This is a genomic window from Bacillus sp. BK450 (assembly GCF_004364885.1).
GTDB lineage: Bacteria > Bacillota > Bacilli > Bacillales > Bacillaceae > Bacillus > Bacillus safensis.
The window spans coordinates 74,406-99,002 of the sequence record NZ_SOBQ01000002.1 but is presented as its reverse complement, the minus strand read 5'-3'; the positions used below and the strand labels follow the sequence as shown (position 1 = coordinate 99,002).

Annotated in this window: 23 protein-coding genes; 17 read left to right on the top strand and 6 right to left on the bottom strand. The window is 41.9% G+C overall.

Annotation, left to right across the window (positions count from 1 at the left end; all coding sequences use genetic code 11):
* Positions 1-126 precede the first annotated feature (126 nt).
* Positions 127-456 (top strand): Zn(II)-responsive metalloregulatory transcriptional repressor CzrA, encoded by a 330-nt coding sequence (gene czrA, locus EV579_RS05510; protein WP_024422670.1) that lies wholly within the window; start codon positions 127-129, stop codon positions 454-456.
* Between the two features lie 31 nt (positions 457-487).
* Here czrA and EV579_RS05505 read toward each other — a convergent pair whose 3' ends face one another.
* Entirely contained in the window at positions 488-1,012 is a 525-nt protein-coding gene (locus tag EV579_RS05505) for a CcdC protein domain-containing protein (RefSeq protein ID WP_024428348.1), read from the bottom strand.
* A gap of 117 nt (positions 1,013-1,129) precedes the next feature.
* Between EV579_RS05505 and EV579_RS05500 the strand changes: the two genes are divergently transcribed.
* The 7 genes from EV579_RS05500 to EV579_RS05470 all read left to right on the top strand — a co-directional run bounded on the left by EV579_RS05500 (position 1,130) and on the right by EV579_RS05470 (position 7,140).
* Complete coding sequence (locus tag EV579_RS05500; protein WP_133744110.1) at positions 1,130-2,062, top strand: helix-turn-helix transcriptional regulator; 933 nt, start codon at positions 1,130-1,132, stop codon at positions 2,060-2,062.
* Between the two features lie 54 nt (positions 2,063-2,116).
* On the top strand, positions 2,117-2,590 hold the full coding sequence (locus EV579_RS05495; RefSeq protein ID WP_073205936.1) for a GyrI-like domain-containing protein: 474 nt from the start codon (positions 2,117-2,119) through the stop codon (positions 2,588-2,590).
* A 36-nt stretch (positions 2,591-2,626) separates the two neighbouring features.
* The gene (locus EV579_RS05490) at positions 2,627-3,346 is read left to right on the top strand and encodes an MBL fold metallo-hydrolase (RefSeq protein ID WP_024422666.1); all 720 of its coding nucleotides are present in this window, start codon (positions 2,627-2,629) and stop codon (positions 3,344-3,346) included.
* Between the two features lie 3 nt (positions 3,347-3,349).
* Positions 3,350-3,922, top strand: coding sequence for a TetR/AcrR family transcriptional regulator (locus tag EV579_RS05485; RefSeq protein WP_024422665.1), 573 nt, complete (start codon positions 3,350-3,352; stop codon positions 3,920-3,922).
* A 147-nt stretch (positions 3,923-4,069) separates the two neighbouring features.
* A complete protein-coding gene (locus tag EV579_RS05480; protein ID WP_073205933.1) occupies positions 4,070-4,951 on the top strand; it encodes a hypothetical protein in 882 nt (293 codons plus the stop codon).
* Complete coding sequence (locus tag EV579_RS05475; protein ID WP_073205930.1) at positions 4,914-5,522, top strand: DUF4166 domain-containing protein; 609 nt, start codon at positions 4,914-4,916, stop codon at positions 5,520-5,522. The genes EV579_RS05480 and EV579_RS05475 overlap by 38 nt, the downstream gene beginning before the upstream one ends.
* Positions 5,515-7,140, top strand: coding sequence for a YndJ family transporter (locus tag EV579_RS05470; protein WP_133744344.1), 1,626 nt, complete (start codon positions 5,515-5,517; stop codon positions 7,138-7,140). Before EV579_RS05475 ends, EV579_RS05470 begins: the two co-directional genes overlap by 8 nt.
* On the opposite strand, the gene EV579_RS05465 is transcribed toward EV579_RS05470, so the two are convergent.
* Positions 7,137-7,616 carry a hypothetical protein gene (locus EV579_RS05465; protein WP_024422662.1) on the bottom strand — a complete coding sequence of 160 codons (480 nt, stop codon included), beginning with the start codon at positions 7,614-7,616 and terminating at the stop codon, positions 7,137-7,139. The genes EV579_RS05470 and EV579_RS05465 overlap by 4 nt on opposite strands.
* Before the next feature lie 246 nt (positions 7,617-7,862).
* On the opposite strand from EV579_RS05465, the gene csaA reads away from it, so the two are divergent.
* The 3 genes from csaA to EV579_RS05450 all read left to right on the top strand — a co-directional run bounded on the left by csaA (position 7,863) and on the right by EV579_RS05450 (position 11,732).
* Positions 7,863-8,195 (top strand): chaperone CsaA, encoded by a 333-nt coding sequence (gene csaA / locus EV579_RS05460; protein ID WP_034621362.1) that lies wholly within the window; start codon positions 7,863-7,865, stop codon positions 8,193-8,195.
* A 513-nt stretch (positions 8,196-8,708) separates the two neighbouring features.
* Positions 8,709-10,100 (top strand): MFS transporter, encoded by a 1,392-nt coding sequence (locus tag EV579_RS05455; RefSeq protein ID WP_133744109.1) that lies wholly within the window; start codon positions 8,709-8,711, stop codon positions 10,098-10,100.
* Between the two features lie 24 nt (positions 10,101-10,124).
* Positions 10,125-11,732: a glycoside hydrolase family 43 protein gene (locus EV579_RS05450; protein ID WP_133744108.1), complete on the top strand. Its 1,608-nt coding sequence runs from the start codon at positions 10,125-10,127 to the stop codon at positions 11,730-11,732.
* A gap of 46 nt (positions 11,733-11,778) precedes the next feature.
* Here the strand turns inward: EV579_RS05450 and xylR are convergent, their stop codons facing one another.
* Entirely contained in the window at positions 11,779-12,939 is a 1,161-nt protein-coding gene (gene xylR, locus EV579_RS05445; RefSeq protein WP_133744107.1) for a transcriptional repressor XylR, read from the bottom strand.
* A gap of 210 nt (positions 12,940-13,149) precedes the next feature.
* On the opposite strand from xylR, the gene xylA reads away from it, so the two are divergent.
* The 3 genes from xylA to EV579_RS05430 all read left to right on the top strand — a co-directional run bounded on the left by xylA (position 13,150) and on the right by EV579_RS05430 (position 16,793).
* On the top strand, positions 13,150-14,487 hold the full coding sequence (gene xylA / locus EV579_RS05440) for a xylose isomerase (protein ID WP_024422658.1): 1,338 nt from the start codon (positions 13,150-13,152) through the stop codon (positions 14,485-14,487).
* Between the two features lie 35 nt (positions 14,488-14,522).
* Positions 14,523-16,022, top strand: a complete 1,500-nt coding sequence (xylB, locus tag EV579_RS05435; RefSeq protein ID WP_024422657.1) for a xylulokinase — start codon at positions 14,523-14,525, stop codon at positions 16,020-16,022.
* Between the two features lie 87 nt (positions 16,023-16,109).
* Positions 16,110-16,793: a glycoside hydrolase family 11 protein gene (locus EV579_RS05430; RefSeq protein WP_024422656.1), complete on the top strand. Its 684-nt coding sequence runs from the start codon at positions 16,110-16,112 to the stop codon at positions 16,791-16,793.
* 41 nt (positions 16,794-16,834) lie between these two features.
* Here EV579_RS05430 and EV579_RS05425 read toward each other — a convergent pair whose 3' ends face one another.
* The gene (locus tag EV579_RS05425; protein WP_133744106.1) at positions 16,835-18,877 is read right to left on the bottom strand and encodes a molybdopterin oxidoreductase family protein; all 2,043 of its coding nucleotides are present in this window, start codon (positions 18,875-18,877) and stop codon (positions 16,835-16,837) included.
* Between the two features lie 130 nt (positions 18,878-19,007).
* On the bottom strand, positions 19,008-20,204 hold the full coding sequence (locus tag EV579_RS05420) for a cytochrome P450 (protein WP_133744105.1): 1,197 nt from the start codon (positions 20,202-20,204) through the stop codon (positions 19,008-19,010).
* A 470-nt stretch (positions 20,205-20,674) separates the two neighbouring features.
* Between EV579_RS05420 and proC the strand changes: the two genes are divergently transcribed.
* Genes proC through EV579_RS05405 form a run of 3 tightly spaced genes read left to right on the top strand, consistent with a single transcriptional unit; the run spans position 20,675 to position 23,905 of the window.
* Positions 20,675-21,472: a pyrroline-5-carboxylate reductase gene (proC, locus tag EV579_RS05415; protein WP_243837390.1), complete on the top strand. Its 798-nt coding sequence runs from the start codon at positions 20,675-20,677 to the stop codon at positions 21,470-21,472.
* A 27-nt stretch (positions 21,473-21,499) separates the two neighbouring features.
* Positions 21,500-22,618 (top strand): glutamate 5-kinase, encoded by a 1,119-nt coding sequence (gene proB, locus EV579_RS05410; protein ID WP_133744103.1) that lies wholly within the window; start codon positions 21,500-21,502, stop codon positions 22,616-22,618.
* Between the two features lie 18 nt (positions 22,619-22,636).
* Positions 22,637-23,905 (top strand): glutamate-5-semialdehyde dehydrogenase, encoded by a 1,269-nt coding sequence (locus EV579_RS05405; protein ID WP_133744102.1) that lies wholly within the window; start codon positions 22,637-22,639, stop codon positions 23,903-23,905.
* 67 nt (positions 23,906-23,972) lie between these two features.
* Here the strand turns inward: EV579_RS05405 and EV579_RS05400 are convergent, their stop codons facing one another.
* Positions 23,973-24,545: a GNAT family N-acetyltransferase gene (locus tag EV579_RS05400; protein WP_133744101.1), complete on the bottom strand. Its 573-nt coding sequence runs from the start codon at positions 24,543-24,545 to the stop codon at positions 23,973-23,975.
* Positions 24,546-24,597: the final 52 nt, after the last annotated feature.

The following is a 24,597-nucleotide window of genomic DNA, read 5'->3' as shown; positions in this document are numbered from 1 at the left end:
CCAAGTGTCAATGCTATTTGAATAAATCTTTTGTTTAAAGTGTGCCCGCTTTGCACGCCGGACGTTTTAGTATATGATGATACATAGAATAAGTCGTGATTTGACTAACAAGAAAGGTGAAGCGAAATGAAGGAAGAACTGAATACAAATCAAGAACAGGAACGGATGGAGCTGGATGAAGAAAGTTTATTTCTTGTCTCCCAAACGTTTAAAGCCTTATCTGATCCGACACGTATTCGTATTCTGCACCTCTTGTCTCAAGGTGAATACTCGGTAAATGATATCGCAGAAACGCTGAATCTCATGCAATCAACAGTTTCTCATCAGCTGCGTTTTTTAAAAAACCTTCGTCTCGTGAAATCTAGACGAGCAGGGACATCGATCTTTTACAGTCCTGAAGATCAGCATGTGATGGAAGTACTTGAACAAATGATTCATCATGCACAGCATGACTAATAAAAACCTTCCTATATGAGTAGGAAGGTTTTTACGCATGATGCATACGGGTTGATCGTTTACCTGCTTTCATCATTTGATAAGAAAAAACAACATAGTAAGCAGCTAACAGAAAAAAGCTGAGCATGGTCATGGCATCATCACTCACAATATGCTGATACAGTTCAACGACACCAATCTTTGTGAGCGAATGGTTCGTCAGCTCACCCAGCTTAAAACTAAGGCGTGATAAAAATAAGCATAAAATGAAGCTTTCAATCCATTTACTCGTTTTCACATAAAGACGGCCATTTTCTTCTTTCATGCGGATCGTCTCATAGGCATGAACGGCCAGACTGCTTCCAAAGAGCATACCAATAGCGGCATAGATGAAAATGCTGTGATTTTGCCAGCCTTCTAATAAGAGAATAAGGGCAGTGAGTCCAAATACATACATTCTCATCAAAAGACTGATCGGGCGCACAAGCTGATAGCGTCTCATTCGATTCATTCGAAAGATGATGCAGATCAGCATAATGCCCCCAATTATGAATAACTGCCACACGTGATGTGTCATGATGCAACCTCCTCCTGCATGTGCAGGGATGTAAACGAATGCTGGCTGTTCCTTATCTTTACCATTCTTTCATTTTTTATCAAATCAAAACCTACATTTATGAAAAAGAGGAAAAGCATGAAAATCGATCGTATTTTGTCTATTGTGATGCTGCTCATTAGCAAAAAGCAAATACAAGCGAAAGACCTTGCTGAACTTCACGAAGTGAGCGTAAGGACGATTTATCGCGATATTGAGACCATCAATCAAGCTGGGATTCCTATTGTGACAACACAAGGAGCAGGCGGAGGCATTTCACTTGTTGACGACTATCGTTTAGAGAAAAAATTATTTACCGATGATGACATTGAGCTTATTTTAACTGCCCTTGAAAGCATGACGAGTGCATACTCCTTTAAAGAAAGTGAACATGTACTGAAAAAAATCAAATCTCTCATTCCGCCACAAAGCGATGAAAGCGAGAAACAGCACCATGTCTTTATTGATTTAAGCTCATGGGGGAAAGACAGCCAGGCAGAAAAGAAGCTTCAGCTGATCCATACAGCTGCTTCCGCGCATCAATTCATTCAATTCACTTATCGCAACGCAAAAGGTGAAACACTTCCACGTAAAGTGGAGCCTTATACGCTTGTCTTAAAAGGAAGGCATTGGTACTTGTATGCGTTTTGTTGTGTGAAACATGATTTTCGTCTATTCAAGCTGACCAGAATGACAGGCCTCATCACCATTCCAGCATATTTCAGGCCGAAAAGAATCAAAAATGAAGAGAAGCCTTGGAATGACTCTTGGCATGAAGAACCTTCAGTCACAACCCTCACGCTCAGGTTAACGGAAGCATCAGTTGGCAAAGTGAAGGAATGGGTGGATGAGAACGAATTGATCATATGTTTAGACGGAACCTATCTGGCAGCATTGACTGTGCCGCAAGATGATTGGCTGCACAGTTTCCTATTCCATTTAGGACCGGACGTCGACATTCTTTCACCTCAGCACATCAAGGAAGCATTTGATCTCCAATTAAAACAATTTATGAAGCGAATAGAAACTTGACACACTGTTGTCAGGTTTCTTTTTATATGATGGGAGAAAAGGAGATGAGAATGTATGTACGATATCGTCACATTAGAGAAACAATGGGTCAAAGGGTTGTCTGTCCGAACAACAAATGAAATAGAGAAAACAAAAGAGCGTAAGATTGCACCGCTTTGGCAGGATTTTTTTGCGCAGCAGCTACATGGGGGACAAGCTCCAGTCATAGGGCTGTATTCAGATTATGAAAAAGATGAACATGGTTCTTACTTATTTACAGCTGGGCAATTCGCGGATCAGCAGATCGAACATGTAAAAGAGATTCCTGCGTCCACCTACGCAAGATTTCAAACGAGAAAAGGACCGATTGAAGAGGTCGTGCTTGAAACATGGCACAAGATTTGGACGTGGGATCAGCGTCAATACCGCACTTATACAGGTGATTTTGAATGGTATGATGAAAGATCTATTGATCCAAAAGAAGCGCAAATTGATATTTATATTGCGGTTGATGAAAAAATGATTGCTAAAACTAATGCCATTAGTTAATATAAAACTAACGGTATTAGTTTTAGGAGGGCAATCATGAGATTAACAACTTTTGACCGTCTGCACCAGCTTACATTGATGCCGCGATTATTTCCGGTAAATTGCTATGTATTTGAGGAAGAGGAAGGACTCATCTTAATTGATGCTGCTTTAAAAATGGCGGCGAACTCGATCATCGAATTTGCCCGTAAAAAGAACAAACCAATTCATAAGATTATTCTCACTCATAGCCATATGGATCATATCGGCGCATTAGATGAGGTGAAGAAGGCTTTTCCAGAGGCAGTTGTCTATTTATCAAAACGAGATGCACGCCTTTTTGAAGGTGACTTTTCCTTGCTCCCTGATGAACCTCAGCAAAAAATTAAAGGCAGTTTTATGAAAAATATTCATACAAAACCAGATGTGCTTGTCGAAGAAGGAGATGAGATTGGGCCGCTCAAAGTGATTGCAACACCAGGGCATACACCCGGCAGCATTTCTTTATACGATGAAAGGTCAGGAGTTGTCATTGCAGGGGATGCACTTGTGACAAAAGGCGGCTTATCGGTTACGGGTGAGTTTCGGTGGAGCTTCCCGTTCCCGGCATTTGCCACATGGGATGCAGAAACCGCATTAAAAAGCGCTGAAAAATTACTAGCGCTGCGCATATCCTGTCTTGCTGCAGGACATGGTGACCTTATTATAGAGCCTCATGAAAAGCTTCAAGCTGCCGTTAAAAAAAGACAGCACCAGCTAAAAAAAGGAGGGCAGTAAACCGTGTCTCCAAGAATGGGAATTACACAAGAAAAAATTATGGATACAGCGGCTGCATTTGTTGATGAAGAGGGCTTCTCCGCTTTGACTATTGCTACATTGTCTAAAAGACTGAATATCAGGCCGCCTTCTCTTTATAATCATGTATCCGGCCTTCATGAGATTCAGGCAGCACTCGCAGTAAAGGGGCTCTCCATGCTTTGTGAGGAAGGGATGCAAGTCACAGAGGGGCTAGAAAAAGAAGAAGCTGTTTTAGCCTTTGCCAGACAATATGTGCAATTTGTCCGAACACACCCCGGTCTTTATGAAGCTGCCTTTTCACATATGAACGAAAAAGAAGTACGACTTGCAGCAGAGCGCCTTGTTCAGTTTGTTCAATCCATTATGTCACGCTTTGGTGTAAAAGAAGAAGAAATGACGCATGTCGTCAGAGGATTGAGAAGCTTACTGCACGGCTTCGGTGATATTTCTAATAAAAAGGGATTTCAACGAAAAGAACAGCTTGAAGAAAGTGTAAGCTATGCGGTTCGGCTCTATATCACAGGTGTATTGCAAAAAGAAGATCTGTCTATTTGACAGGTCTTTTTTTATAGCAAATCGATATTATAAAGGAGCGTCCGTCTGGCACAATTTTTAGCGAGAAAAACGAATAAAGATTTGACAGTTTTGTGAAACATGGTATGCTTATTATGTGAAATAATTCACATAGAGGAGTAGAGGCAGATGAAAAGAAAGCCTGTTTATGTGGAAACAACCATTCATGCATCTTTAGAGAAAGTATGGGAATATACGCAAAATCCAAAGCTTCATGAACAGTGGGATTTGCGCTTTTCAACCATTTCATTAAATGGACCTCAAGATGAACAGCCCCAAACCTTTTTGTATGAAAAGCATCTTGGGTTTGGTGTAAGTGTCACAGGGACAGGAGCATATCGAACTAGAATGATGGATGAACGGAATGAACGGGCATCCTCGCTTAAATTTAAATCGTCACACCCATTGTCTTTTATCAAAGAAGGCGGCGGTTATTGGAAATATGTGAAAACGAACGATCATATTGTGTTTCAAACGCAATTTGATTATGAACCGAAAGAAGGAAAAGGATGGGCGTGGGCAGATCGATTTCTTTTTCGCCCGATGATGGGGTTTATGACGGCCTTTAGTTTTGGCGCACTAAAGACGTGGCTTGAAAAGGGTACGCACCCTCGGTTGTTACTGGAGAGAACACTTGCCCATTATGGAATTTGTTTGCTGTTTGCCATCGTCTGGCTATGCCAAGCGGTTATCCCTTTTTCACATTCTGCTTTTGATCATAGCACCGGATTTCGGTTGTTTTATGCCCTTATAGGCGTATCATGGCTGATACCTAAGCTATCAAAGAAATATTTGTTCATTCTTCAAAGTGTGTTTCTGCTGCTGATGCTTTGTATCGGGATTCTATCCCCCCAAACGACACTCCATGAGCCGCTTGTGATGAGTGCATTTTTGATCCTATCCATTGCAGGAATGATTAATTTAAAAGATTGTATAGACGTATTTTCGATCAAACGAAAAAGGGGAGGTAGACATGGTCGTTCATCGTCATCAAGTAAAGGATTACGATAAGCTTCATCCAAAATTAAAAGAGAGATACAACCGTGCGTTTACCGCAGAAGGCACTATGGAGGAAATAGGCGGCGGAACGAGGCTCATTCGATTTTTCTTCAAAATTGGTCCACTGTTTCGCTGTTTTTTCCCTGAGAGAGGAAAAAACATTCCTTTCCGGATTGTGAATAAACCCTTTATGACAAATAAGGGAGAGGAAGGCATGCACTGGTTTCGTACGTTTTATTTCCCAAAGAAGGAACGGCACTTTGATGCAGATATGATCATTAATCAGAAGAGTCATAAAGTATTAGACTATTTTGGAAAGCCTAGACTTCTTATGTCAGAGCTTCATTTTACAGTAACAAAGCATGGGTTCCTTCACATTCAGTCCGGCCGGCAGAAGCTGCTCATGTTAGGACGTGAGTGGCCGCTGCCTTCATGGCTTTACGGTGTGTCAGATGTCACAGAAGGCTACGACGAGCACGCGGGTGAGTATACCATTGATGTGCATGTGAAAAATCGACTGTTTGGGACCCTTTTTACATATAAAGGCCGGTTTACTGAAAGGGTGATGTCTCATGATGAATAAATGGCATTTGATATCAAGCCTCGTTTTCATGTGCTGTTTTATCGCCACCCGCTTGATGACAGGTCCGGTAGCAGAGTTATTTGTTCTGATAGCCATTCTGTTTTTCCTTCCTGCAATTTTAGCCTTTTTTGTGAAGGAAGAGAGGGAGAGTAAGCCGGGGATACTGCTCGGCTTTTTAATGAAAGCCTTTCCATTAGCTGCTCTTTGTGCAACGGCTGCATTCATCTATCATTCTGCCTTGTTTGCATCGGGATGGTTTTTGTATACGATTCTTTTGGCGTTATATGGCTTTACTCGTTTGCTGAAAAGGGGAATCTTTCCGCTTCATGAATGGATCATCGATGGTGCATGGATGTATATCGCTTTGGGCGGACTGTGGTTTTGGCTGTACACGGCAGATATACAGGTGATGACCTTTTCACCAATCATCGTGCTTTTGACCGCTATTCATTTTCACTACTCGGCTTTTTTTATCCCGCTTTTCTATGGATTTTTAGGGAGACAGAGAGAAAAAGAGACAGCTTTATACAAAGCGGCAGGCTGGGTGATTTTGCTGTCGCCTGTGATGATTGCTGTTGGGATTAGCTTCTCCCGTCTATTTGATACGTTCAGCGTCACGCTATATGTCATTGCACTCTACTTGTACGGTATTCTTTGTATGAAAACAAGGTTTCGAACGAATGTGGCAAAAGTGCTGATTGTGTTTTCTAGCTGCGTCTTAATGGGAACGATCGTGCTATCTCTTCTTTATTCCGCTGGCATGCTCATGCGCGTGACCTACATCAGCATTGATCAGATGATTTGGTTTCATGGCAGTATTAATGCCTTTTTTGTTATTTTACCAGGTTTGATTGGATGGCTGATCGAAGGGCCAAAGAATCAATTGAAGCAGAAGGACTTTCCGATATCAAAAGTGCATGGCCGTTTTCATTTGATCTCTTTTCAAAAGGAAAGAATGGGTGATCGAGAGAACCTCGGTTTAGTCGATTCACTTGATGATTTAAATGGAACGACATTTTCAGCTGATAGGGTGTCACCTGTGATTCGAAGGTTTTACGAGAATCCGATGGCGTTTACGTTAAAAGCAGCAGTCTGTTTTCATTGGTGGGTGAGGCCATTTGTTTTTTTACTTCAGCCCATTTTTAAGAAAATAGGCCAGCTCTATTTGGGGACATCTCGTATCCCGTATGAAATGAAAGGGCGTCTGACTACATTTCAACATCCTAAAGAAGGGCGAAAGAATGTCAGGGCGTGGATTCGTTATAACGAAAAGGGGGAGCAGGTTTTTTTTGCACTTTATGTTCATCATCACGATGCAGCTGCGGGCTATATGAATATTGCGCTGCCGCTTCCATATTCTCAGATGACCGCCATTTTAAAACCTTTTAATGAAAATGAAGACTTTCTCTTAAAAAGTGCATGTCCAAAAGGCAGTACCGGTGACGAAGGATTGTATTTGCATACACCTTTTATCACCATGAAACTGCCAATGGAAGAAAGCTTTCATATGAAGCCGGAGACAGATAAAAGTCTCACAGCAGTTCATCAAATGAAGCTATTCGGTATTCCCTTTTTAACGATTCATTATCAAATTGACAGCGGGAAGCCATCCTGTTAATCAATGATGTCACATGGTTCACCGTGCCGAATGATGTTCACAATCGCTTGCCCATCACTCGGATGATGATCTGCATACTGGACTGGCAGCAGTGCAAAAAATACATAGTAGACAGAGAAGTAAGCAAATTGATAGAAAAATTGATGTTCTGGCAGGATATCATTGGCGATCATTGTATTCAGTATGAGAACACTGAGCAGGTTGCATAATGATCCGCCTAGGTAGACAAGAATATGCGAGAATCGGTTATTTTTCCTCATTTCTTCATAATGGCAAAATGCATCTAGAAAATAGATTCGTCTAATTTCAACAACACCTATTTTCAATACTTTTTTGCCTCTGCCAAGAGCAAAAGAAACCTTTGCGCCAAACATCCATGCGACCATAATATGGCCAAGCTGATGCAAGATGGCAACGATAGGAAGAATGACGAAAAACGACCAGCAAAATGTCCACATATCTGATAATGTAAACAAGTGTTAACCCCTCCCCAATATATTTGGGAGGAAGCAGTAGGATTATTTGCCATTTTACTGAATTCATTTTCAGGATGCAAATATTTAATACGTGACGATAAAAACATTATGTAAACTAAAGGGTAGTTTTTGCGATGAATCGGCTTTTTGACTCACTTTTTTTACGAAATGAATGTGCTACAATGAAAAAAACAATAGATAACTCTAGTAAATGAACCTACCCTTGAATGAAGAGGAGAGAATCAGATGGCAGATATTGAACAGTTTTTGGCGTTAGATATTCGTGTTGGGACGATCATTGAAGCAGAATTCTTTGCAGAGGCAAGAGTACCTGCATTAAAACTCAAGATTGATTTTGGTGAAGAGGTTGGTCTAAAGCAATCCAGTGCTCAGCTGACAAAACGTTATACGGCTGAGAGTCTTATTGGCAGACAAATCGTAGCAGTCGTCAATTTTCCGCCAAGAAGAATTGCAGGATTCAAATCAGAAGTGCTTGTCTTAGGGGGCATGCCGTCAAAAGAAGACGTGGTTTTACTAGCCACAGATGAGCCTGTCGAAAATGGAACAAAAATAGGGTAATAAAAAAGACATCTTCCTGAGAAGATGTCTTTTGCGTATTGAGGCGGAATAACCACACGCCACATTCGTGTGTGTCTCAAGGAGACATGTTACCCGACTTACACAATTCAGCTCATCGCTTGATTAATATAGCATGAGGTGATCGGAATTGCAACCATTAAATGCTTTACTTCAGTTTTTCACGTCATTTCAGCAGAAAAATGACAAGAAATCAATTATTTGGATTATTTTTTCAAAAAATATTGAAAAGTCAGATCAGATTTTATAAAATGAATTCATCTTAGTTTGTTTAGTCGATAAACTAAGATGAATTCCAAGTGATGATCCGGTCATTAAAGGGGATGATTCCGTCATTCAAATCATTTGCTGTGTATGTGGGCTAAGCTGAAAGGATCAGATGTTCAGCTTCATTTTTACAACAAATTGAAAGCGCTTTATATTCTTTGTATTGACTGCTGCTGCCCTCCATCATCTGTTCATTAGAAGAGGCTAAGAGAAGAAGGGAGAAAGCTCATGGTAAGTGAGAATTTAAAAAAGATTCGTATGTCTGAAAAAGTGGGATATGCTTCAGGAGATTTCGCATGTAACTTAATTTATGCAACTGTCTCTACGTATCTATTATTTTTTTATACAGATGTGTATGGTTTATCAGCGGCGGCAGCAGGAACGATGTTTTTAGTTGTCCGCGCCATTGATGCGCTTGCAGATCCGTTTATTGGTGCATTGGTGGATCGAACGAACAGCCGTTTTGGCAGGTTTAGACCTTACTTGTTATTCGGTGCGTTTCCTTTTGTGGTACTTGCTATCCTTTGCTTTACAACACCTGATCTTTCTGAAATGGGTAAACTCGTTTATGCCTACATCACGTATGTTGGTTTATCGCTTACATACACATTCATCAATGTTCCTTATGGTGCTTTAACATCCGCAATGACAAGAAATAACCAAGAGGTTGTCAGTATTACGTCTGTTCGTATGCTTTTTGCTAATCTCGGAGGTCTAGTTGTTGCTTTTTTTGTTCCTTTTCTTGCGACTTTTTTGAGCGATAAAACAGGAAATACAGCCCTCGGCTGGCAGATGACGATGGCTTTTCTTGGCGTTCTTGGCGGTGCATTACTTATTTTCTGTTTTAAAAGCACGAATGAACGTGTCACACTTCAAAAGCCGGAGGAAAAAATTAAGTTCAGTGATATCTTTGTGCAGTTACGTGTCAATCGTCCGCTTGTTGTATTAAGCATTTTCTTTATTATTATTTTTGGCGTGAACTCGATCAGTAACTCTGTTGGGATCTATTATGTGACGTATAACCTCGGCAGAGAAGATTTAGTGAAATGGTACGGACTCATTGGCAGTCTGCCAGCTTTAATGGTGCTGCCGTTTATTCCAAAACTGCACAAGCTGTTAGGAAAGAAAAAGCTGCTGAATTATTCATTATTGCTGAATATCGTAGGTCTTCTTGCATTACTTGTGATACCGCCGAGTCAAATCACTTTAATACTGATTTTTAGGCTCGTTGCAGCTGCAGGAAGTATTACAGCCGGTGCTTACATGTGGGCACTCATTCCTGAAACCGTTGAATATGGCGAATATAAAACAGGGAAAAGGATGGGTGGACTTATCTATGCCGTCATCGGATTCTTCTTTAAATTTGGGATGGCATTAGGCGGGATTGTGCCAGGGCTTGTACTCGATCGCTTTGGCTATGTTGCGAACCAAATACAATCACCAGAAGCTTTACTTGGCATTTTAATCACGACAACGGTGATTCCTGTATGCTTACTGATTTTAGCGATGGTGGATATTAATTTTTATAACCTTGACGAAGAAAAACATAAAAAAGTCGTACGGGAGCTTGAGAATAGAGACAAAGTGTATATCGATCATATGGACGATTTTAAAATGTAGGTCTCTGAAAGAGGAGGAAGTTCAATGAAGATTACCAATCCAGTGCTCAAAGGGTTTAATCCTGATCCAAGTATTTGCCGTGTAGGAGAAGATTATTATATGGCCGTTTCTACATTTGAATGGTTTCCAGGGGTGCAAATTTATCATTCAAAGGATCTCGTCCATTGGCGTCTTGCGGCGCGTCCATTGCAAAAAACGTCGCAGCTGGATATGAAGGGGAATCCTGACTCTGGCGGGGTATGGGCGCCGTGCTTAAGCTATGCTGATGGGCAGTTTTGGCTTATTTATTCAGATATCAAAGTAGTGGATGGCCCATTTAAAGACGGTCATAATTATTTGGTCACGGCAAGCGAGGTGGACGGCGATTGGAGTGAACCGATCCTGCTCAACAGCTCCGGCTTTGATCCATCTTTATTCCATGATCACAGCGGGAAGAAATACGTCTTAAATATGCTGTGGGATCATAGGGAAAAGCATCATTCCTTTGCAGGTATTGCCTTGCAGGAATATAGTGTGGCTGAAAAGAAGCTCATCGGACAAAGGAAGGTCATTTTTAAAGGCACACCGATTAAATTGACAGAAGCGCCGCATCTGTACCGTATCGGTGACTACTACTATTTATTAACGGCAGAAGGAGGTACCCGGTATGAGCATGCAGCAACGATCGCCCGGTCCTCGCATATTGAAGGGCCATATGAGGTTCATCCTGATAACCCGATTTTAAGTGCCTTCCATGTGCCTGAACATCCGCTTCAAAAATGCGGGCATGCTTCAATCGTTCAAACGCATACAAATGAATGGTATCTCGCTCATCTCACTGGCCGCCCGATTCAATCAAGCAAGGAATCTATTTTTCAACAGAGAGGGTGGTGCCCTTTAGGAAGAGAAACAGCGATACAAAAGCTTCAATGGAAGGATGGATGGCCTTATGTTGTAGGCGGAAAAGAGGGGACGCTAGAGGTTGAAGCGCCAAAGATCGAAGAAAAGGTTTTTGCACCAACCTATCATACAGTCGATGAATTTAAAGAATCAACACTAAATAGACACTTCCAAACATTAAGAATTCCGTTTACCGATCAGATTGGTTCGTTAACGGAGGAACCTCAGCATTTAAGATTATTCGGCCGCGAATCTTTAACGTCTAAGTTTACCCAAGCATTTGTTGCAAGACGCTGGCAAAGCTTTTATTTTGAAGCAGAGACAGCTGTTTCGTTCTTCCCAGAAAACTTTCAGCAAGCCGCAGGTCTTGTGAATTATTATAATACGGAAAACTGGACAGCACTCCAGGTGACATATGATGAGGAACTTGGCCGCACGCTTGAACTATCTGTCTGTCAAAATCTTGCCTTTTCTCAGCCATTGACACATAAAATCATCATTCCTGACGAGGTCACTTATGTCTATTTAAAAGTGACCGTTCGGAAAGAGACATATAAATATTCTTATTCATTTGATCAGAAAGAGTGGAAGGAAATTGATGTACCGTTTGAATCCATCCATTTATCCGATGATTTCATTCGAGGTGGGGGGTTTTTTACAGGGGCATTTGTCGGTATGCAGTGCCAAGATACGAGCGGCGAGCGTCTTCCTGCTGATTTTCACTATTTTCGCTATGAGGAAACAGACGAATAAAAAAGACAACTCGCTACGAGCTGCCTCTTTTTGAAAAATATATAGATCAGGTTGTGAGGGTGGCATTTTGCAGAAAAGCTTCTATGACAAGAGATGTCATCCCCAATACTGGTGCATTGTGTCCTAATGATGAAGGGAGCAGCTCTACATGTGAGCTGAATTGCGTATCCATTCGCGAGGATACCTCCTCCTTAATCACATGTAGAACCGCCTGATGTGATTCGATCACTTTGTTTCTTAAAATAATGGCTTGCGGGTTAAAGGTATGCAGGACATTTGTGAGACCGACACCAAGGTAAAAGCCAAAGTTGCGCAGGGCATTGAGCGTTTTCATATCATTTAACTTGGCCAGCTGTTCCAGATCTTGATGGGAGATGTGCTGATCATCTGTTTGAAGAGATTGAAACAAGGCTTTCTCAGAAGCATACAATTCCCAGCACCCACGGTTCCCGCAGCTGCATGTTGGTCCGTTAAAATCGATCGTCATATGTCCCATTTCACCAGAAAAGCCATACGCTCCTCTGTATAAATGATGATTGATGATGATTCCAATCCCGATGCCAGTGCCGATGCTTGCATAGATCAAATGGTCATAATGTTTAGCGGCACCAAAGATTTTTTCTCCATATGCACCGGCATTTGCTTCATTTTCAATGAAGATCGGTACTTGGAATGTCTCTTGGAGCGTGGTTTTTAGATCAACATTTTTCCATTTTGAATGAGGCGTAAACACGATTTGTTCACCTGCATCCACTAAACCATGTATGCATAGGCCAATGCCAATGAGCCCGTATGGGGAAGAGGGCATTTGTGTGATGAGCTGCTTTATTAATTCAATTAATTTACGTATCGTCACCTCAGGAGAGCTGGGTGGGAGCTTGATCTGCTCTTCGTAAAGAATAGACCCTTCAAGGTCAGTTAATATGCCATTGACGTAATCAATGCCAACATCGATTCCGATGGAACAGCCAGCACGCTTATTAAACATCAGTAAAACCGGTCTTCTCCCGCCGCTAGACTCACCTTGACCGATCTCATAGACAAGATGTTCTTTCATTAACGTACTTACTTGAGAGGAAACAGTCGATTTATTTAATCCAGTGCGTTCAGATAATTTTGCTCTCGAAATGGGCGCATGCTGGAGAATTTCTTTTAATAAAAGTTTTTGATTTATTTTTTTGACAAAGTTCTGATCAGCGATATCCACGTTATCCACTCCATTTGTTTCGTCTTTAGATTAAGTTGAGAAGAGCTGCTTTTTTCCGCATGTATTCGATAAGAAAGATGATTTTAACTTTATTATAACGAAAATATTTTTAAAAAACTAAAAAATATGGAAAATTCAAAGTGATTTTTTCATAGATTGATCATTAGTTTGTTGTATCAACTTATAAAGTGTACTCAGGAGGAATGAAGAATGGCCAAATCAAATATGAAAACATTATACAGTCTAGAAGGAATCGGCAAAATTCAATATGAAGGAAAACAATCAAAAAATCCACTCGCTTTTCAATACTATAATCCAAGCGAAGTGATTGGCGGAAAAACAATGAAAGACCACCTGCGTTTTTCAGTTGCTTATTGGCATACATTGACGGCTGATGGAACAGACATGTTTGGAACTGGCACGATGCAAAGAGCATGGGACACCTATAGCGGAATGGATTTAGCAAAAGCTAGATTGGAAGTCGCTTTTCAGCTTTTTGACCTATTGGATGTTCCGTATTTTTCATTCCATGACCGTGACATTGCGCCAGAGGGAGAGACGCTTCAAGAGACGAATCAACAATTAGACATCATTTTAGAAAGAATGAAAGAATACATGAAGCAAAGCGGAGTAAAGCTGCTGTGGAACACAGCTAATATGTTTAAGCACCCTAGATTTGTTCACGGCGCTGCGACATCTTGTCATGCAGATGTCTTTGCCTACGCAGCCGCACAGGTTAAAAAAGGCATCGAAACCGCCAAAGAACTTGGTGCAGAAAATTATGTTTTCTGGGGTGGACGAGAAGGGTACGATACGCTGCTCAATACAGATATGAAAAGAGAGCTTGATCATATGGCGGCTTTCTTGCATATGGCTGTTGATTATGCAAAAGAAATTGGGTACACTGGCCAATTTTTAATCGAACCAAAGCCAAAGGAGCCAACCACTCATCAATACGACACAGATGCAGCGACATCCATCGCCTTTTTAAAACAATACGGATTAGATTCCCATTTTAAATTAAATATTGAGGCCAATCATGCGACACTGGCCGGTCATACGTTTGAGCATGAATTACGTGTCGCAAGAATTCATGGGCTGCTCGGTTCTGTTGATGCAAACCAGGGCAATTCGCTTCTTGGATGGGACACAGATGAATTTCCAACCGATCTGTATGCGACAACTCTTGCCATGTATGAAATTTTGCAAAATGGCGGGCTAGGGGCAGGCGGTCTTAATTTTGATGCAAAAGTGAGAAGAGCTTCCTTTGAACTTGAAGATATTTTATATGCTCATATTGCTGGGATGGATGCATTCGCAAAAGGACTGCGGGTCGCTCATAGACTCATAGAAGACCGTGTGTTTGAGGATGTTATAAAGCACCGGTATCGCAGCTTTTCTGAAGGAATTGGACGTGACATTTCAGAAGGGAAGGCAAACTTTCATACATTAGAAGAATATGCGCTGAAACATCCTTTGATTAGAAACGAATCGGGAAGAGAGGAACAGCTGAAAGCCCGTTTAAATCAATACTTGTTAGAAGATTAATTGAAGGGGCTGACCTGTTTTGAAGGAGTGAAAACATGAAATATGTGATGGGAATTGATCTTGGCACGAGCGGGGTCAAGGCGATATTAGTGGATGAGAGCGGGAAGGTATGCTGTGAAGCCTCTAAGCCGTACCGCCTCATTCAAGAGAAGCCTGGATACTGTGAGCAGCACCCCGAGGATTGGGTAAACCAGACAATGGCTGTGATGAAAGAACTGATGGCAAAGCAGCCTGTTCATTCAAGACAAGTTGAAGGCATCAGCTTTTCCGGCCAGATGCATGGATTAGTTCTATTAAATGAATCTCGCGAAGTGCTCCGCCCTGCAATTTTATGGAATGATACACGAACGACAGCACAATGTGCACACATCACAAAAAAGCTGGGAGACCGGCTGCAAAAGATCACAAAAAACCAGGCGTTAGAAGGATTCACACTGCCAAAATTATTATGGGTAAAGGAACATGAACCACATATTGATCAGCAAATCGACATGTTTTTACTCCCAAAAGATTATGTCAGATTTCGTTTAACTGGCGCTGTCCATATGGATTATTCTGATGCGGCTGGCACTTTGCTGTTAAATATCGGTGAACAGACGTGGAGTGAGGAGATTTGTCAGGCATTTGATATTTCTCCTCATATTTGCCCGCCGCTTGTCACATCAGAGGCGGAGGTTGGTACACTTTTGCCGCACATTGCACGTGATGTTGGGATGAAAGACGGCGCGAAGGTTTTTGCCGGCGGGGCAGATAATGCTTGCGGAGCAATTGGTGCTGGCATCTTGTCCTCTGACCGCACGTTATGCAGCATCGGCACATCTGGGGTGATTCTCTCCTACGAAGAGGATCATGAAAGGGAGCTTCAAGGGAATTTACATTTGTTTCATCATGCAAAAAAAGACGCTTTTTACACAATGGGTGTCACCCTCTCAGCAGGATATAGCCTTAACTGGGCAAAACACTTACTGGCTCCTGAGGAATCGTTTCAATCACTTTTAGAAGGTGCGGCTCATGTAGCGCCAGGAGCGAAAGGATTGCTTTTTACTCCCTATTTAGTCGGGGAAAGAACACCTCATGCGGATTCGATCATTCGCGGCAGCTTGATTGGATTAGACAGCAGGCATGAAAGGGCACATGTTGTCAGAGCTGTGTTAGAGGGAATTACCTTTTCGCTAAATGAATCTATCGCATTATTCCGGCAGGCAGGAAAAAACATAGATTCTATTGTGTCCATTGGCGGCGGTGCGAGAAGCCGGACTTGGCTTCAAATGCAAGCAGACATTTTTCAGGCTGAAGTCATCCAGTTAGACAATGAACAAGGGCCTGCTTTAGGTGCAGCCATGCTTGCTGCGGTTGGCTGCGGATGGTATCCGTCACTTGAAGTATGTGCTAATCAATTGATCCATCAAGCCGCTGTTTATGAGCCAGAGCAGCAGCATGCGGAAGTATATGCTGATCTATTTCATTTGTATCAAAGGATTTATACACAAACAAGAGACATCCATGCCGGGTTAAAGCAGTATCGTTCCATCTAACAGAGAAGGCTGCATGAAAGGAGGTGATGGGTTTTTCATCTTAGGGATGACAGAACAATACGGATGAAAAAAGGAGAGGGATGGAAAATGAATTTGAAAAGATTGAGGCTGTTGTTTGTGATGTGTATTGGATTTGTGCTGACACTGACTGCTGTGCCGGCTCATGCGGAAACGATTTATGATAATAGGATAGGGACACACAGCGGATACGATTTTGAATTATGGAAGGATTATGGAAATACCTCGATGACACTCAATAACGGCGGGGCATTTAGTGCAAGCTGGAACAATATTGGAAATGCCTTATTTCGAAAAGGAAAGAAGTTTGATTCCACTAAAACTCATCATCAACTTGGCAACATCTCCATCAACTACAACGCAGCCTTTAACCCGGGCGGGAATTCCTATTTATGTGTCTATGGCTGGACACAATCTCCATTAGCTGAATACTACATTGTTGAGTCATGGGGCACATATCGTCCAACAGGAACGTATAAAGGATCATTCTATGCCGATGGAGGCACATATGACATATATGAAACGCTCCGTGTCAATCAGCCTTCTATCATTGGAGACGCTACCTTCAAACAATATTGGAGTGTACGTCAAACAAAACGCACAAGCGGAACTGTCTCCGTCAGTGAGCATTTTAAAAAATGGGAAAGCTTAGGCATGCCAATGGGAAAAATGTATGAAACAGCATTAACTGTAGAAGGCTACCGAAGCAACGGAAGTGCGAATGTCATGACGAATCAGCTGATGATTCGATAAAAGCATATGAAAAAAGCCAGCAAAAAATGGCTGGCTTTTTTCTATGATAATTTTTCAACTTCCACTCTGCCAGAAAAGAACGTCGCGCCGCCGCCCATATCTGCCAATCGATCAGGTGTTAATCCATTCACTAAATGCTTTTTGCCTTTTTGGTCTGCCCATAATCCTTGACTGACCACAACACCAGATAATACATTTTGACCGACTGACACGACAAGCTCACACTCTCCTCGATCGTTCAGCACACGCACCATGTCACCATCTTTGATCTTTCTTTCCTTTGCATCTTGTTCATTCATGTGAAGCTTCGGAAATTTCTCAAGCTTTTGATGCTTTTCATGAAGTGAGAAGGTAGAATTCAGAAAGTTATGGTTCGGTCCCGGTATAAAGGTAAGCGGATAATCGCTTTCCTGATAAAGGGGCACATAGGTTGGAAGTGCTGGATACCCGTCTTTTTTCATTTGTTCAGAATAAAGCTCAATTTTCCCGCTTGGGGTTTGAAGCTTTAATTCCTCGAAAGATCCACGTTTCGCTTTGATCCATTTCTTTTCTTTTAATGCCTCGTATGAAATGTCCTCATAATGCGGATTTTCTGGATGTTGAAGAGCTTGTTTCATCAGTTCAGCATCTGTCTCGCGGAAGGCTTCATCTTCAAAACCCATCGCATGGGCAAGCAGGCGGAATACTTCAGTATTGGATTTGCTTTCTCCGTAGCGTTCTATCACTGGTTCCTGAATTTGAATATAATGATGCCAGTATGACGTATAGAAATCCTCGTTTTCAAAGGCTGATGTCGCCGGCAGGACAATGTCTGCATACGTCGCTGTTTCTGTCAGGAATAAATCATGAACCACTGTAAATAAATCCTCTCTCAGCAAACCTTCTCTGACTTTATTCGCTTCAGGTGTCACAACTGCTGGGTTGCACGAGTAGATAAAGAGAGAATCAACGGAAGGCTCTGCGCTTGTCAGCACGCTGCCCAGCTGATTCATATTAAATGATCTAGGCGTGCGTTCTTTTAATAAATCCGGCCGCTGAAGAGCTGTTTCATTATAGCTGAGAAAAGAAGAGTTTGATTTCATCGCGCCGCCGCCCTTGTGCAGCCATTGACCAGTCAGGGCAGGGAGGCAGGAAATGGTTCTAATACTCATCCCGCCATTATCATGGTGCTGTAAACCATTCCCAATCCGAATGAGAGAGGGTGATGTCTCAGCGTACATTCTCGCAAGTGTAATAATGTCTCCTTTAGGGACACCCGTGATTCGCTCAACTGTGTCTGGATCATACTGCTTTACATGCTCGCGCAGTTCTTTATGACCGACCGTGTAAGTCTCTAAAAAGGCTTCATCTGTACGTTCTTCTTTAAAAAGGACGTGCATGATGCCAAGTGCAAGCGCACTGTCAGTACCAGGCCGAAGCGGAATGAACCAATCTGCCATCCGGCCGGTTTGGTTCTTGTGAACATCAATTACGACAATCTTCGCTCCTTGCTTTCGCGCCTTTTGTGCCAAAGTAATTTGGTGCATATTGGTCGACACGGCGTTGATGCCCCAAAAGATGAATAGTTTCGTATGAATGGTGTCTTCAGGATCTGTCCCAATGCTTGCGCCCATTGTATATTTATAGCCAGTCGTTCCCGCAGACTGACAGATCGTTCGGTCTAACTGACTTGAACCAAGACGATAAAAAAAGCGGCGGTCCATTCCTTCTGCGTTGAGATTGCCCATGTTTCCATAAAAGCTGTAAGGCAGAATGCTTTCTGGTCCTTTTTCTTCGATCAGCTTTGTCCATTTTTGACGAATGGTTTCAATGGCTTCTTCCCATGTAATCGGCGCAAACTGACCTTCGCCTTTTTGGCCAACACGTTTTAAAGGAGTGGTCAGCCTTTTTTCATCATATAAACGGGCTGTGACATTACGCACTTTGTTGCATATGTTTCCTTGTGTGACAGGGTGGTCCGGATCTCCCTGCACTTTCACGATCTTTCCATTTTCTTTATGTATTAAAAGACCGCACTGATCCGGGCAATCTAAGGAACAAACTGATTTGAATATTCCGTCTTTCATCGCTGTATAATCGGTCATGAGTTTTCGGCTTCCTTTCTGCATTCCGTTATCACTTTGTATGGATTTTATTTTAGCATGTTCGGAGGAGGAAGGTAAGAAAGAGATGATGAATTGAAGAAAATGAAAAAAAGCCCCTGAAAAGGGACTTTTAAAAACGGGTGACTTGTACAGGAAATTCTTTTACCCCAAAAACAAACGTGCTTTGTATAGGTTTTAGCTGATCTGCAATACAGGTGATGTCTTGAAACGTATGGAGTAAAACGTCAAGCGCAATGTTGCTTTCAAGCCGGGCAAGCGGAGCACCGAGACAAAAGTGAATGCCAAACCCAAAGCTCATATGTGGATTTGATTTTCGGTCAAGCCGGAACGTATCTGGATCTTCAAACTTCTGTTCATCCCGATTTGCTGAAGCAACCCAGCTGATGAGATAGTCTCCTTTTTCAATGCGCGCACCTGCAATTTCAACATCTTCTGCAGCGATTCGGCCAATGGCTTGGACAGGCGGATAATACCGCAGCGTTTCCTCAGTCAATTGAGGAATAAGAGAGGGGTCCTGCCGAACAGATTCAGCGATATGCGGCTGCTCTGTCAGCAGTCGTACGGCATTGGTTATTAAATTGGTCGTTGTCTCATTGCCTGCAACGAGTAGTAGAATACAAAAGCCAAGCAGTTCATTTTCCGTTAAACGCTCTCCATCAATTTCTGCTTGAATGAGAAGCGAGATCAAGTCATCGGCTGGTGTTTCTTTTCGTTTTTTGATCAAATGAGCAAAATAAACGGACAGCTCCTCTTCAGCGCGTTTCTGCATATCTACAACAGCCTGAATGGCTTCTTTTGATTCATCCTTAGCACCTGCCACAAGGGCATCAGAATGTTTTTTAATCAGCTCTCTATCCTGCACCTCTGCACCGAGAAGCTCAGCGATGATCATCACTGGCAGGGGAGCTGCTAAATCTTGCACAATATCAAACGTACGTTGATCCTTGACTTGATTTAATAGATCATGTGTCAAGTCTTTGATCTTATCTTCTAATTGTTTGATCGCTTTTGGGGTGAACGCTTTATTCACAAGCGCTCTCATCTTTGTATGTTTTGGAGGATCCATCGTTAAAATACTTGTTTTAGACGTGCTTCTTCCTCGCTGTGAAGAGAATACTTTAGGCTGCTTTAGAACAGATTGGATATCCGCATATCGAAAAAGATCCCAGCACTTTCTTGTCTCATCATATCTAATATCACTTTCTGCACGCAGCTCATTGTAAATAGGGAATGGGAAAAGAAGGTCATCGGTAGAACGAATTTCTTTCATTGGAATCACATTGACATAGTTTTCTTTCACTTTCATTATGAACGCTCCTTTTTCACATGATTTCTCTTTCACGGTATCACCAGTAAAATATCATTTCAACGGACATGTTTTCTAAAATATGTCAATAGTCTAATCGAAAGATTCAAGCACATTCACTATATAGGAAAATAGAAAGTCATTAAAATGAGAGCGCTTTCGGATAAATAGAATTGAAGTCACCGAAACCAAAAATAAAATGGTGAATCTAGTCGAACGAAAGGGCCCTATGATTCAAATGATCATAGTTCTTTTGATCTAAATTACTGTATTTGAAAAACACGGCTAACTTACTTGCAGCAAGCTGCCGGCCATGCATTCGGGACTTTTGAAAAGCGCTGGCTCTTTCTTGACACGATTTCTCATCATGTTACGATTACTAACGTGCGAAAAACACGAACAAAAAGCGAACAAGGGAGAGGATCAATATCATTGATCAAAAGAAAGTTGCTTTCATTGGAGCAGGCTCTATGGCGGAAGGAATGATTGCAGGGATTGTGCGAGCAGGACAGATGCCGCTAGGCCAAATTTACGCAACAAACAGACAAAATCAACTTCGATTGAATGAACTAACGAAACGATACGGAATCCAAACAGCCGCAATGGATTCATTTCCTTTTGAAGAAATGGATATGTTGATTCTGGCCATGAAGCCAAAGGATGCTGAAGCAGCCCTTGAATCATTAAAACCTCGTATTCAGCCAGATCAGCTCATCATGTCTGTCCTTGCAGGTGTGAAGCTATCGTATATTGAAGACATGCTGCATGAAGGCCAGCCTGTTATGAGGGTCATGCCAAATACATCAAGTACGATCGGGGCATCAGCGACTGCTTTATCTGCTGGACGTTACGTGAAAAACGACCATATGAGCATAAGTCAGGCTCTTTTATCTGAAATGGGCGAAGTCTATACCATTCAGGAAGAGCAAATGGATATTTTCACTGGAATTGCTGGAAGCGGGCCCGCCTACTTTTATTTCTTAATGGAAAGAATCGAAGAAGCAGGAGAAGAGGCAGGTTTATCAAAGGAATTGTCTCGCCAAATTGGCGCACAGACACTTCTCGGTGCGGCAAAAATGCTGCAAGAAACAGAGGAAAATCCATCTGTCCTAAGAGAGAAAATTACGTCACCAAATGGAACAACTGCTGCAGGACTCAATGCATTAGATGATTTTGGCGGAGGAGAAGCGATCAAGCAGGCTATCAAACATGCTGCCAATCGATCAAAAGAGATAAGCAATCAGCAAAAACAAAAAGTATCTATATAAATATAGCTCAGGTACAGGAGTGATTAGGTGTACGCAGATAAAGAGAGAAAACGAATTGTTGTGAAAATCGGAAGCAGCTCTCTTACTAGCTTTCAAGGTGAGATTAGTTTAAAAAAACTAGAAAACCTCGTCAATCAAATTGTGAAACTCAAAGATGAAGGACACGAAGTCATTTTGGTTTCATCTGGTGCGGTTGCAGCTGGTTACCGAAAACTAGGATTTATCGATAGACCCAAAACACTGCCGGAAAAGCAGGCATCTGCCTCAATTGGGCAAGGGCTTTTAATGGAATCATATTCTACTTTATTTTTATCACACGGTTATATTGCCTCACAGCTCTTAATCACAAGAAGTGATTTTTCTGATGAAACGCGCTATCAAAATGTGCGTAACACAATGAACGTGTTATTAGATCGAGGCATCATCCCAATTATTAATGAAAATGATACAGTGACAATCAATCGGTTGAAGTTTGGAGACAACGATACATTGTCTGCAAAAGTAGCTGGACTCATTGATGCGGATTTCCTTGCCATTTTATCTGACATTGATGGCTTGTATGAAGATAATCCTCATACAAATCCAAATGCAAAGAGAATTCTCGAAGTGACAGACATCACAGAAGACATCGAAGCAGCTGCTGGAGACGCAGGCAGCAACGTAGGTACAGGCGGAATGAAATCAAAGCTCGATGCGTTTAAAATATCAATGGCCGCAGGGATCAACGGCTTTTTAGGAAAAGCAGATACGCCTGACATTTTAGACAAAGCGATCAATGGGACAGAGGACGGCACTTATTTTACCGCTGACGAAAATGTAGCGCCGCTCAATTATAAGAAGCAGTGGATTGCCTTTCATTCTGGACCAAAGGGTGAGATCGTGGTTCAAGAGAAAACACAGGAATTCCTCATGCACCGAGAGGGAAGCCTTGATTCTGATGGGATTGTCAACGTGAAAGGTTCGTTTAAAAAAGGCGATGTGGTCCGTATTCTAGATCAAGATGGAAGAGAAATAGGTCTTGGCATTGTGAATTATGCGTCAGATGAACTCGCACGTAAGAGTGATTTGTTACAAGATGAAATCGTGCATGTCGTCGATCTTGAAGCATTTGTTTGTCATTTAGATTTATCGATTCCAGTTTGTTAACCAAAAGGGAGGAATTCCATGACACTGACAGCTGAAGTTGTCACATCGGTCAAAGAAAAAGCGAAAAAAGCAAAGCATGTTTCAAAAAAACTAAGTTTACTTCAAACAGAGGAAAAGAATAACGCGCTTCTTAAAATGGCAGAAGCATTAGAGCAAAACAGCCGCTTTATTTTACAGGAGAATCAAAAAGATTTAAATGCCGGGAAAGAAAAAGGCTTCTCAGAGGCACTCTTGGATCGATTAATGTTAAATGAAGAAAGAATTCATGAGTTTGCTGAAAGTTTGCGGCTCGTGACGAGATTAACAGATCCTGTTGGAGAAATATTGGATGAATGGACTCTTGATAACGGCTTACACGTAAAAAGCCGAAGAGTACCGCTCGGCGTGATCGGGATGATCTATGAAGCGAGACCGAACGTCACTGTCGATGCAGCAGGCCTTGCCTTAAAGGCAGGCAACTCAGTGATTTTAAAAGGCGGTTCCTCCGCTATTTCTTCCAACAAAGCCATTGTCAGCGTGATCCATGAAGCATTGGATCAAACAAAGATTCCTCGTGATGCGGTGCAATTAATTGAACAAACAGATCGTTCATCGGTTCAGGCGATGTTTCAACTAAAAGAGTGGATCGATGTTTTAATTCCGCGAGGCGGAGCCTCTTTAATCAAAACAGTGGTAGAAGAATCCACTATCCCAGTGCTTGAAACAGGGACAGGAAACTGTCATGTCTTTATTGATCAAACCGCGAATGTGAAAAAAGCCATTGAAATCGTGATCAATGCAAAAACGAATCGTCCGGCTGTATGTAATGCACTTGAGACGCTGATCATTCATCGCGAATGGCTGAAAGAGAATGCAGCCTCATTAAATGAAGCTTTGCAGGAGCATCGTGTCACTGTACATGGCGACCAGGCAGCAGAGTCTTACTTTTCAAACGCGGTTCCTGCTGGAGAAGTGGATTGGACAGATGAGTATTTAAGTCTGGATCTTGCAGTAAAGGTAGTCGATTCAATTGACGAAGCAATCAGCCATATCGATCAGTATGGCACAAAACATTCAGAAGCGATCGTGACAGAAGATGAAAAAAATGCACTCACGTTTCTAAACGAAGTAGATGCGGCGGCTGTTTATCATAACGCATCGACTCGCTTTACAGACGGCGGTGCACTTGGCTATGGAGCTGAAATCGGCATCTCCACGCAAAAGCTGCACGCCAGAGGGCCGATGGGACTTCCTGCACTCACGACAACTAAGCTGCTTCTGTGTGGTGACGGTCAGATTAGAAGCTAGAAAGATTCAAGAAACACTACCTTTTTTATGAGGTAGTGTTTTTAACTTTATTTAAAAGAAATACACGTTATCCTACGTTTGCACAATTTTTCTTCATGACCTTCTCAAATTTAAAAAATTCAAATTCCTCTGGTGCTAAAGGTTCATTGCCTTGATGTGCTTCATGAGGTGCGTTTGGATCTGGATGGTGTAAGTGATAAAATTCAACTATTTGAAAGCCGCATTTATTGACATAAAAATGAATGTTGCGTTTTTCAAAGTATGGAGTCACAACCTCCCATACAATCGTTTCTGGATATTGCGCCTCGATGGCTTTCCATGCTGCCTGACCAATGCCCCGGCTGTGAAAGGATGATGAAATGTATAGCAAATCAACCGAGTTGTGATGTGTCTCTTGGTTGATTTTGATCACAACGCCGCCTGCCTTTTCACCATTTAGCATAATATGATAAACAATGTGTTCAATTGAATGAAAGGATTCATCAATCACTTCATCTGGAGGAATTGGTCCACCATGCGCATCGCCAAATGCATCGATCACGCCAGCTGTAAAAGCTTTCTGGAGCTCTTTTTTCATTGAAGGGAAGTCCTCTTTATTTGCTTGTGCTAATGTTACTTCATGTTGAGTTATTTTGTTCATTTTTTTATCCTTTCCATGCGTAGTGATGTTTCTGGATGTTATAATAAAGGAT

Excerpts from the sequence above, each read along its gene's own strand:
- EV579_RS05455 (WP_133744109.1), top strand. The coding sequence starts at position 8,709 with ATGGTAAGTGAGAATTTAAAAAAGATTCGTATGTCTGAAAAAGTGGGA.
- EV579_RS05405 (WP_133744102.1), top strand. The coding sequence starts at position 22,637 with ATGACACTGACAGCTGAAGTTGTCACATCGGTCAAAGAAAAAGCGAAA.
- EV579_RS05430 (WP_024422656.1), top strand. The coding sequence starts at position 16,110 with ATGAATTTGAAAAGATTGAGGCTGTTGTTTGTGATGTGTATTGGATTT.
- xylA (WP_024422658.1), top strand. The coding sequence starts at position 13,150 with ATGGCCAAATCAAATATGAAAACATTATACAGTCTAGAAGGAATCGGC.
- proC (WP_243837390.1), top strand. The coding sequence starts at position 20,675 with ATGGCGGAAGGAATGATTGCAGGGATTGTGCGAGCAGGACAGATGCCG.
- EV579_RS05400 (WP_133744101.1), bottom strand. The coding sequence starts at position 24,545 with ATGAACAAAATAACTCAACATGAAGTAACATTAGCACAAGCAAATAAA.
- EV579_RS05450 (WP_133744108.1), top strand. The coding sequence starts at position 10,125 with ATGAAGATTACCAATCCAGTGCTCAAAGGGTTTAATCCTGATCCAAGT.
- xylB (WP_024422657.1), top strand. The coding sequence starts at position 14,523 with ATGAAATATGTGATGGGAATTGATCTTGGCACGAGCGGGGTCAAGGCG.
- EV579_RS05500 (WP_133744110.1), top strand. The coding sequence starts at position 1,130 with ATGAAAATCGATCGTATTTTGTCTATTGTGATGCTGCTCATTAGCAAA.
- czrA (WP_024422670.1), top strand. The coding sequence starts at position 127 with ATGAAGGAAGAACTGAATACAAATCAAGAACAGGAACGGATGGAGCTG.
- EV579_RS05420 (WP_133744105.1), bottom strand. The coding sequence starts at position 20,204 with ATGAAAGTGAAAGAAAACTATGTCAATGTGATTCCAATGAAAGAAATT.
- EV579_RS05495 (WP_073205936.1), top strand. The coding sequence starts at position 2,117 with ATGTACGATATCGTCACATTAGAGAAACAATGGGTCAAAGGGTTGTCT.
- EV579_RS05505 (WP_024428348.1), bottom strand. The coding sequence starts at position 1,012 with ATGACACATCACGTGTGGCAGTTATTCATAATTGGGGGCATTATGCTG.
- EV579_RS05470 (WP_133744344.1), top strand. The coding sequence starts at position 5,515 with ATGAATAAATGGCATTTGATATCAAGCCTCGTTTTCATGTGCTGTTTT.
- EV579_RS05490 (WP_024422666.1), top strand. The coding sequence starts at position 2,627 with ATGAGATTAACAACTTTTGACCGTCTGCACCAGCTTACATTGATGCCG.
- EV579_RS05475 (WP_073205930.1), top strand. The coding sequence starts at position 4,914 with ATGGTCGTTCATCGTCATCAAGTAAAGGATTACGATAAGCTTCATCCA.
- csaA (WP_034621362.1), top strand. The coding sequence starts at position 7,863 with ATGGCAGATATTGAACAGTTTTTGGCGTTAGATATTCGTGTTGGGACG.
- EV579_RS05480 (WP_073205933.1), top strand. The coding sequence starts at position 4,070 with ATGAAAAGAAAGCCTGTTTATGTGGAAACAACCATTCATGCATCTTTA.
- EV579_RS05425 (WP_133744106.1), bottom strand. The coding sequence starts at position 18,877 with ATGACCGATTATACAGCGATGAAAGACGGAATATTCAAATCAGTTTGT.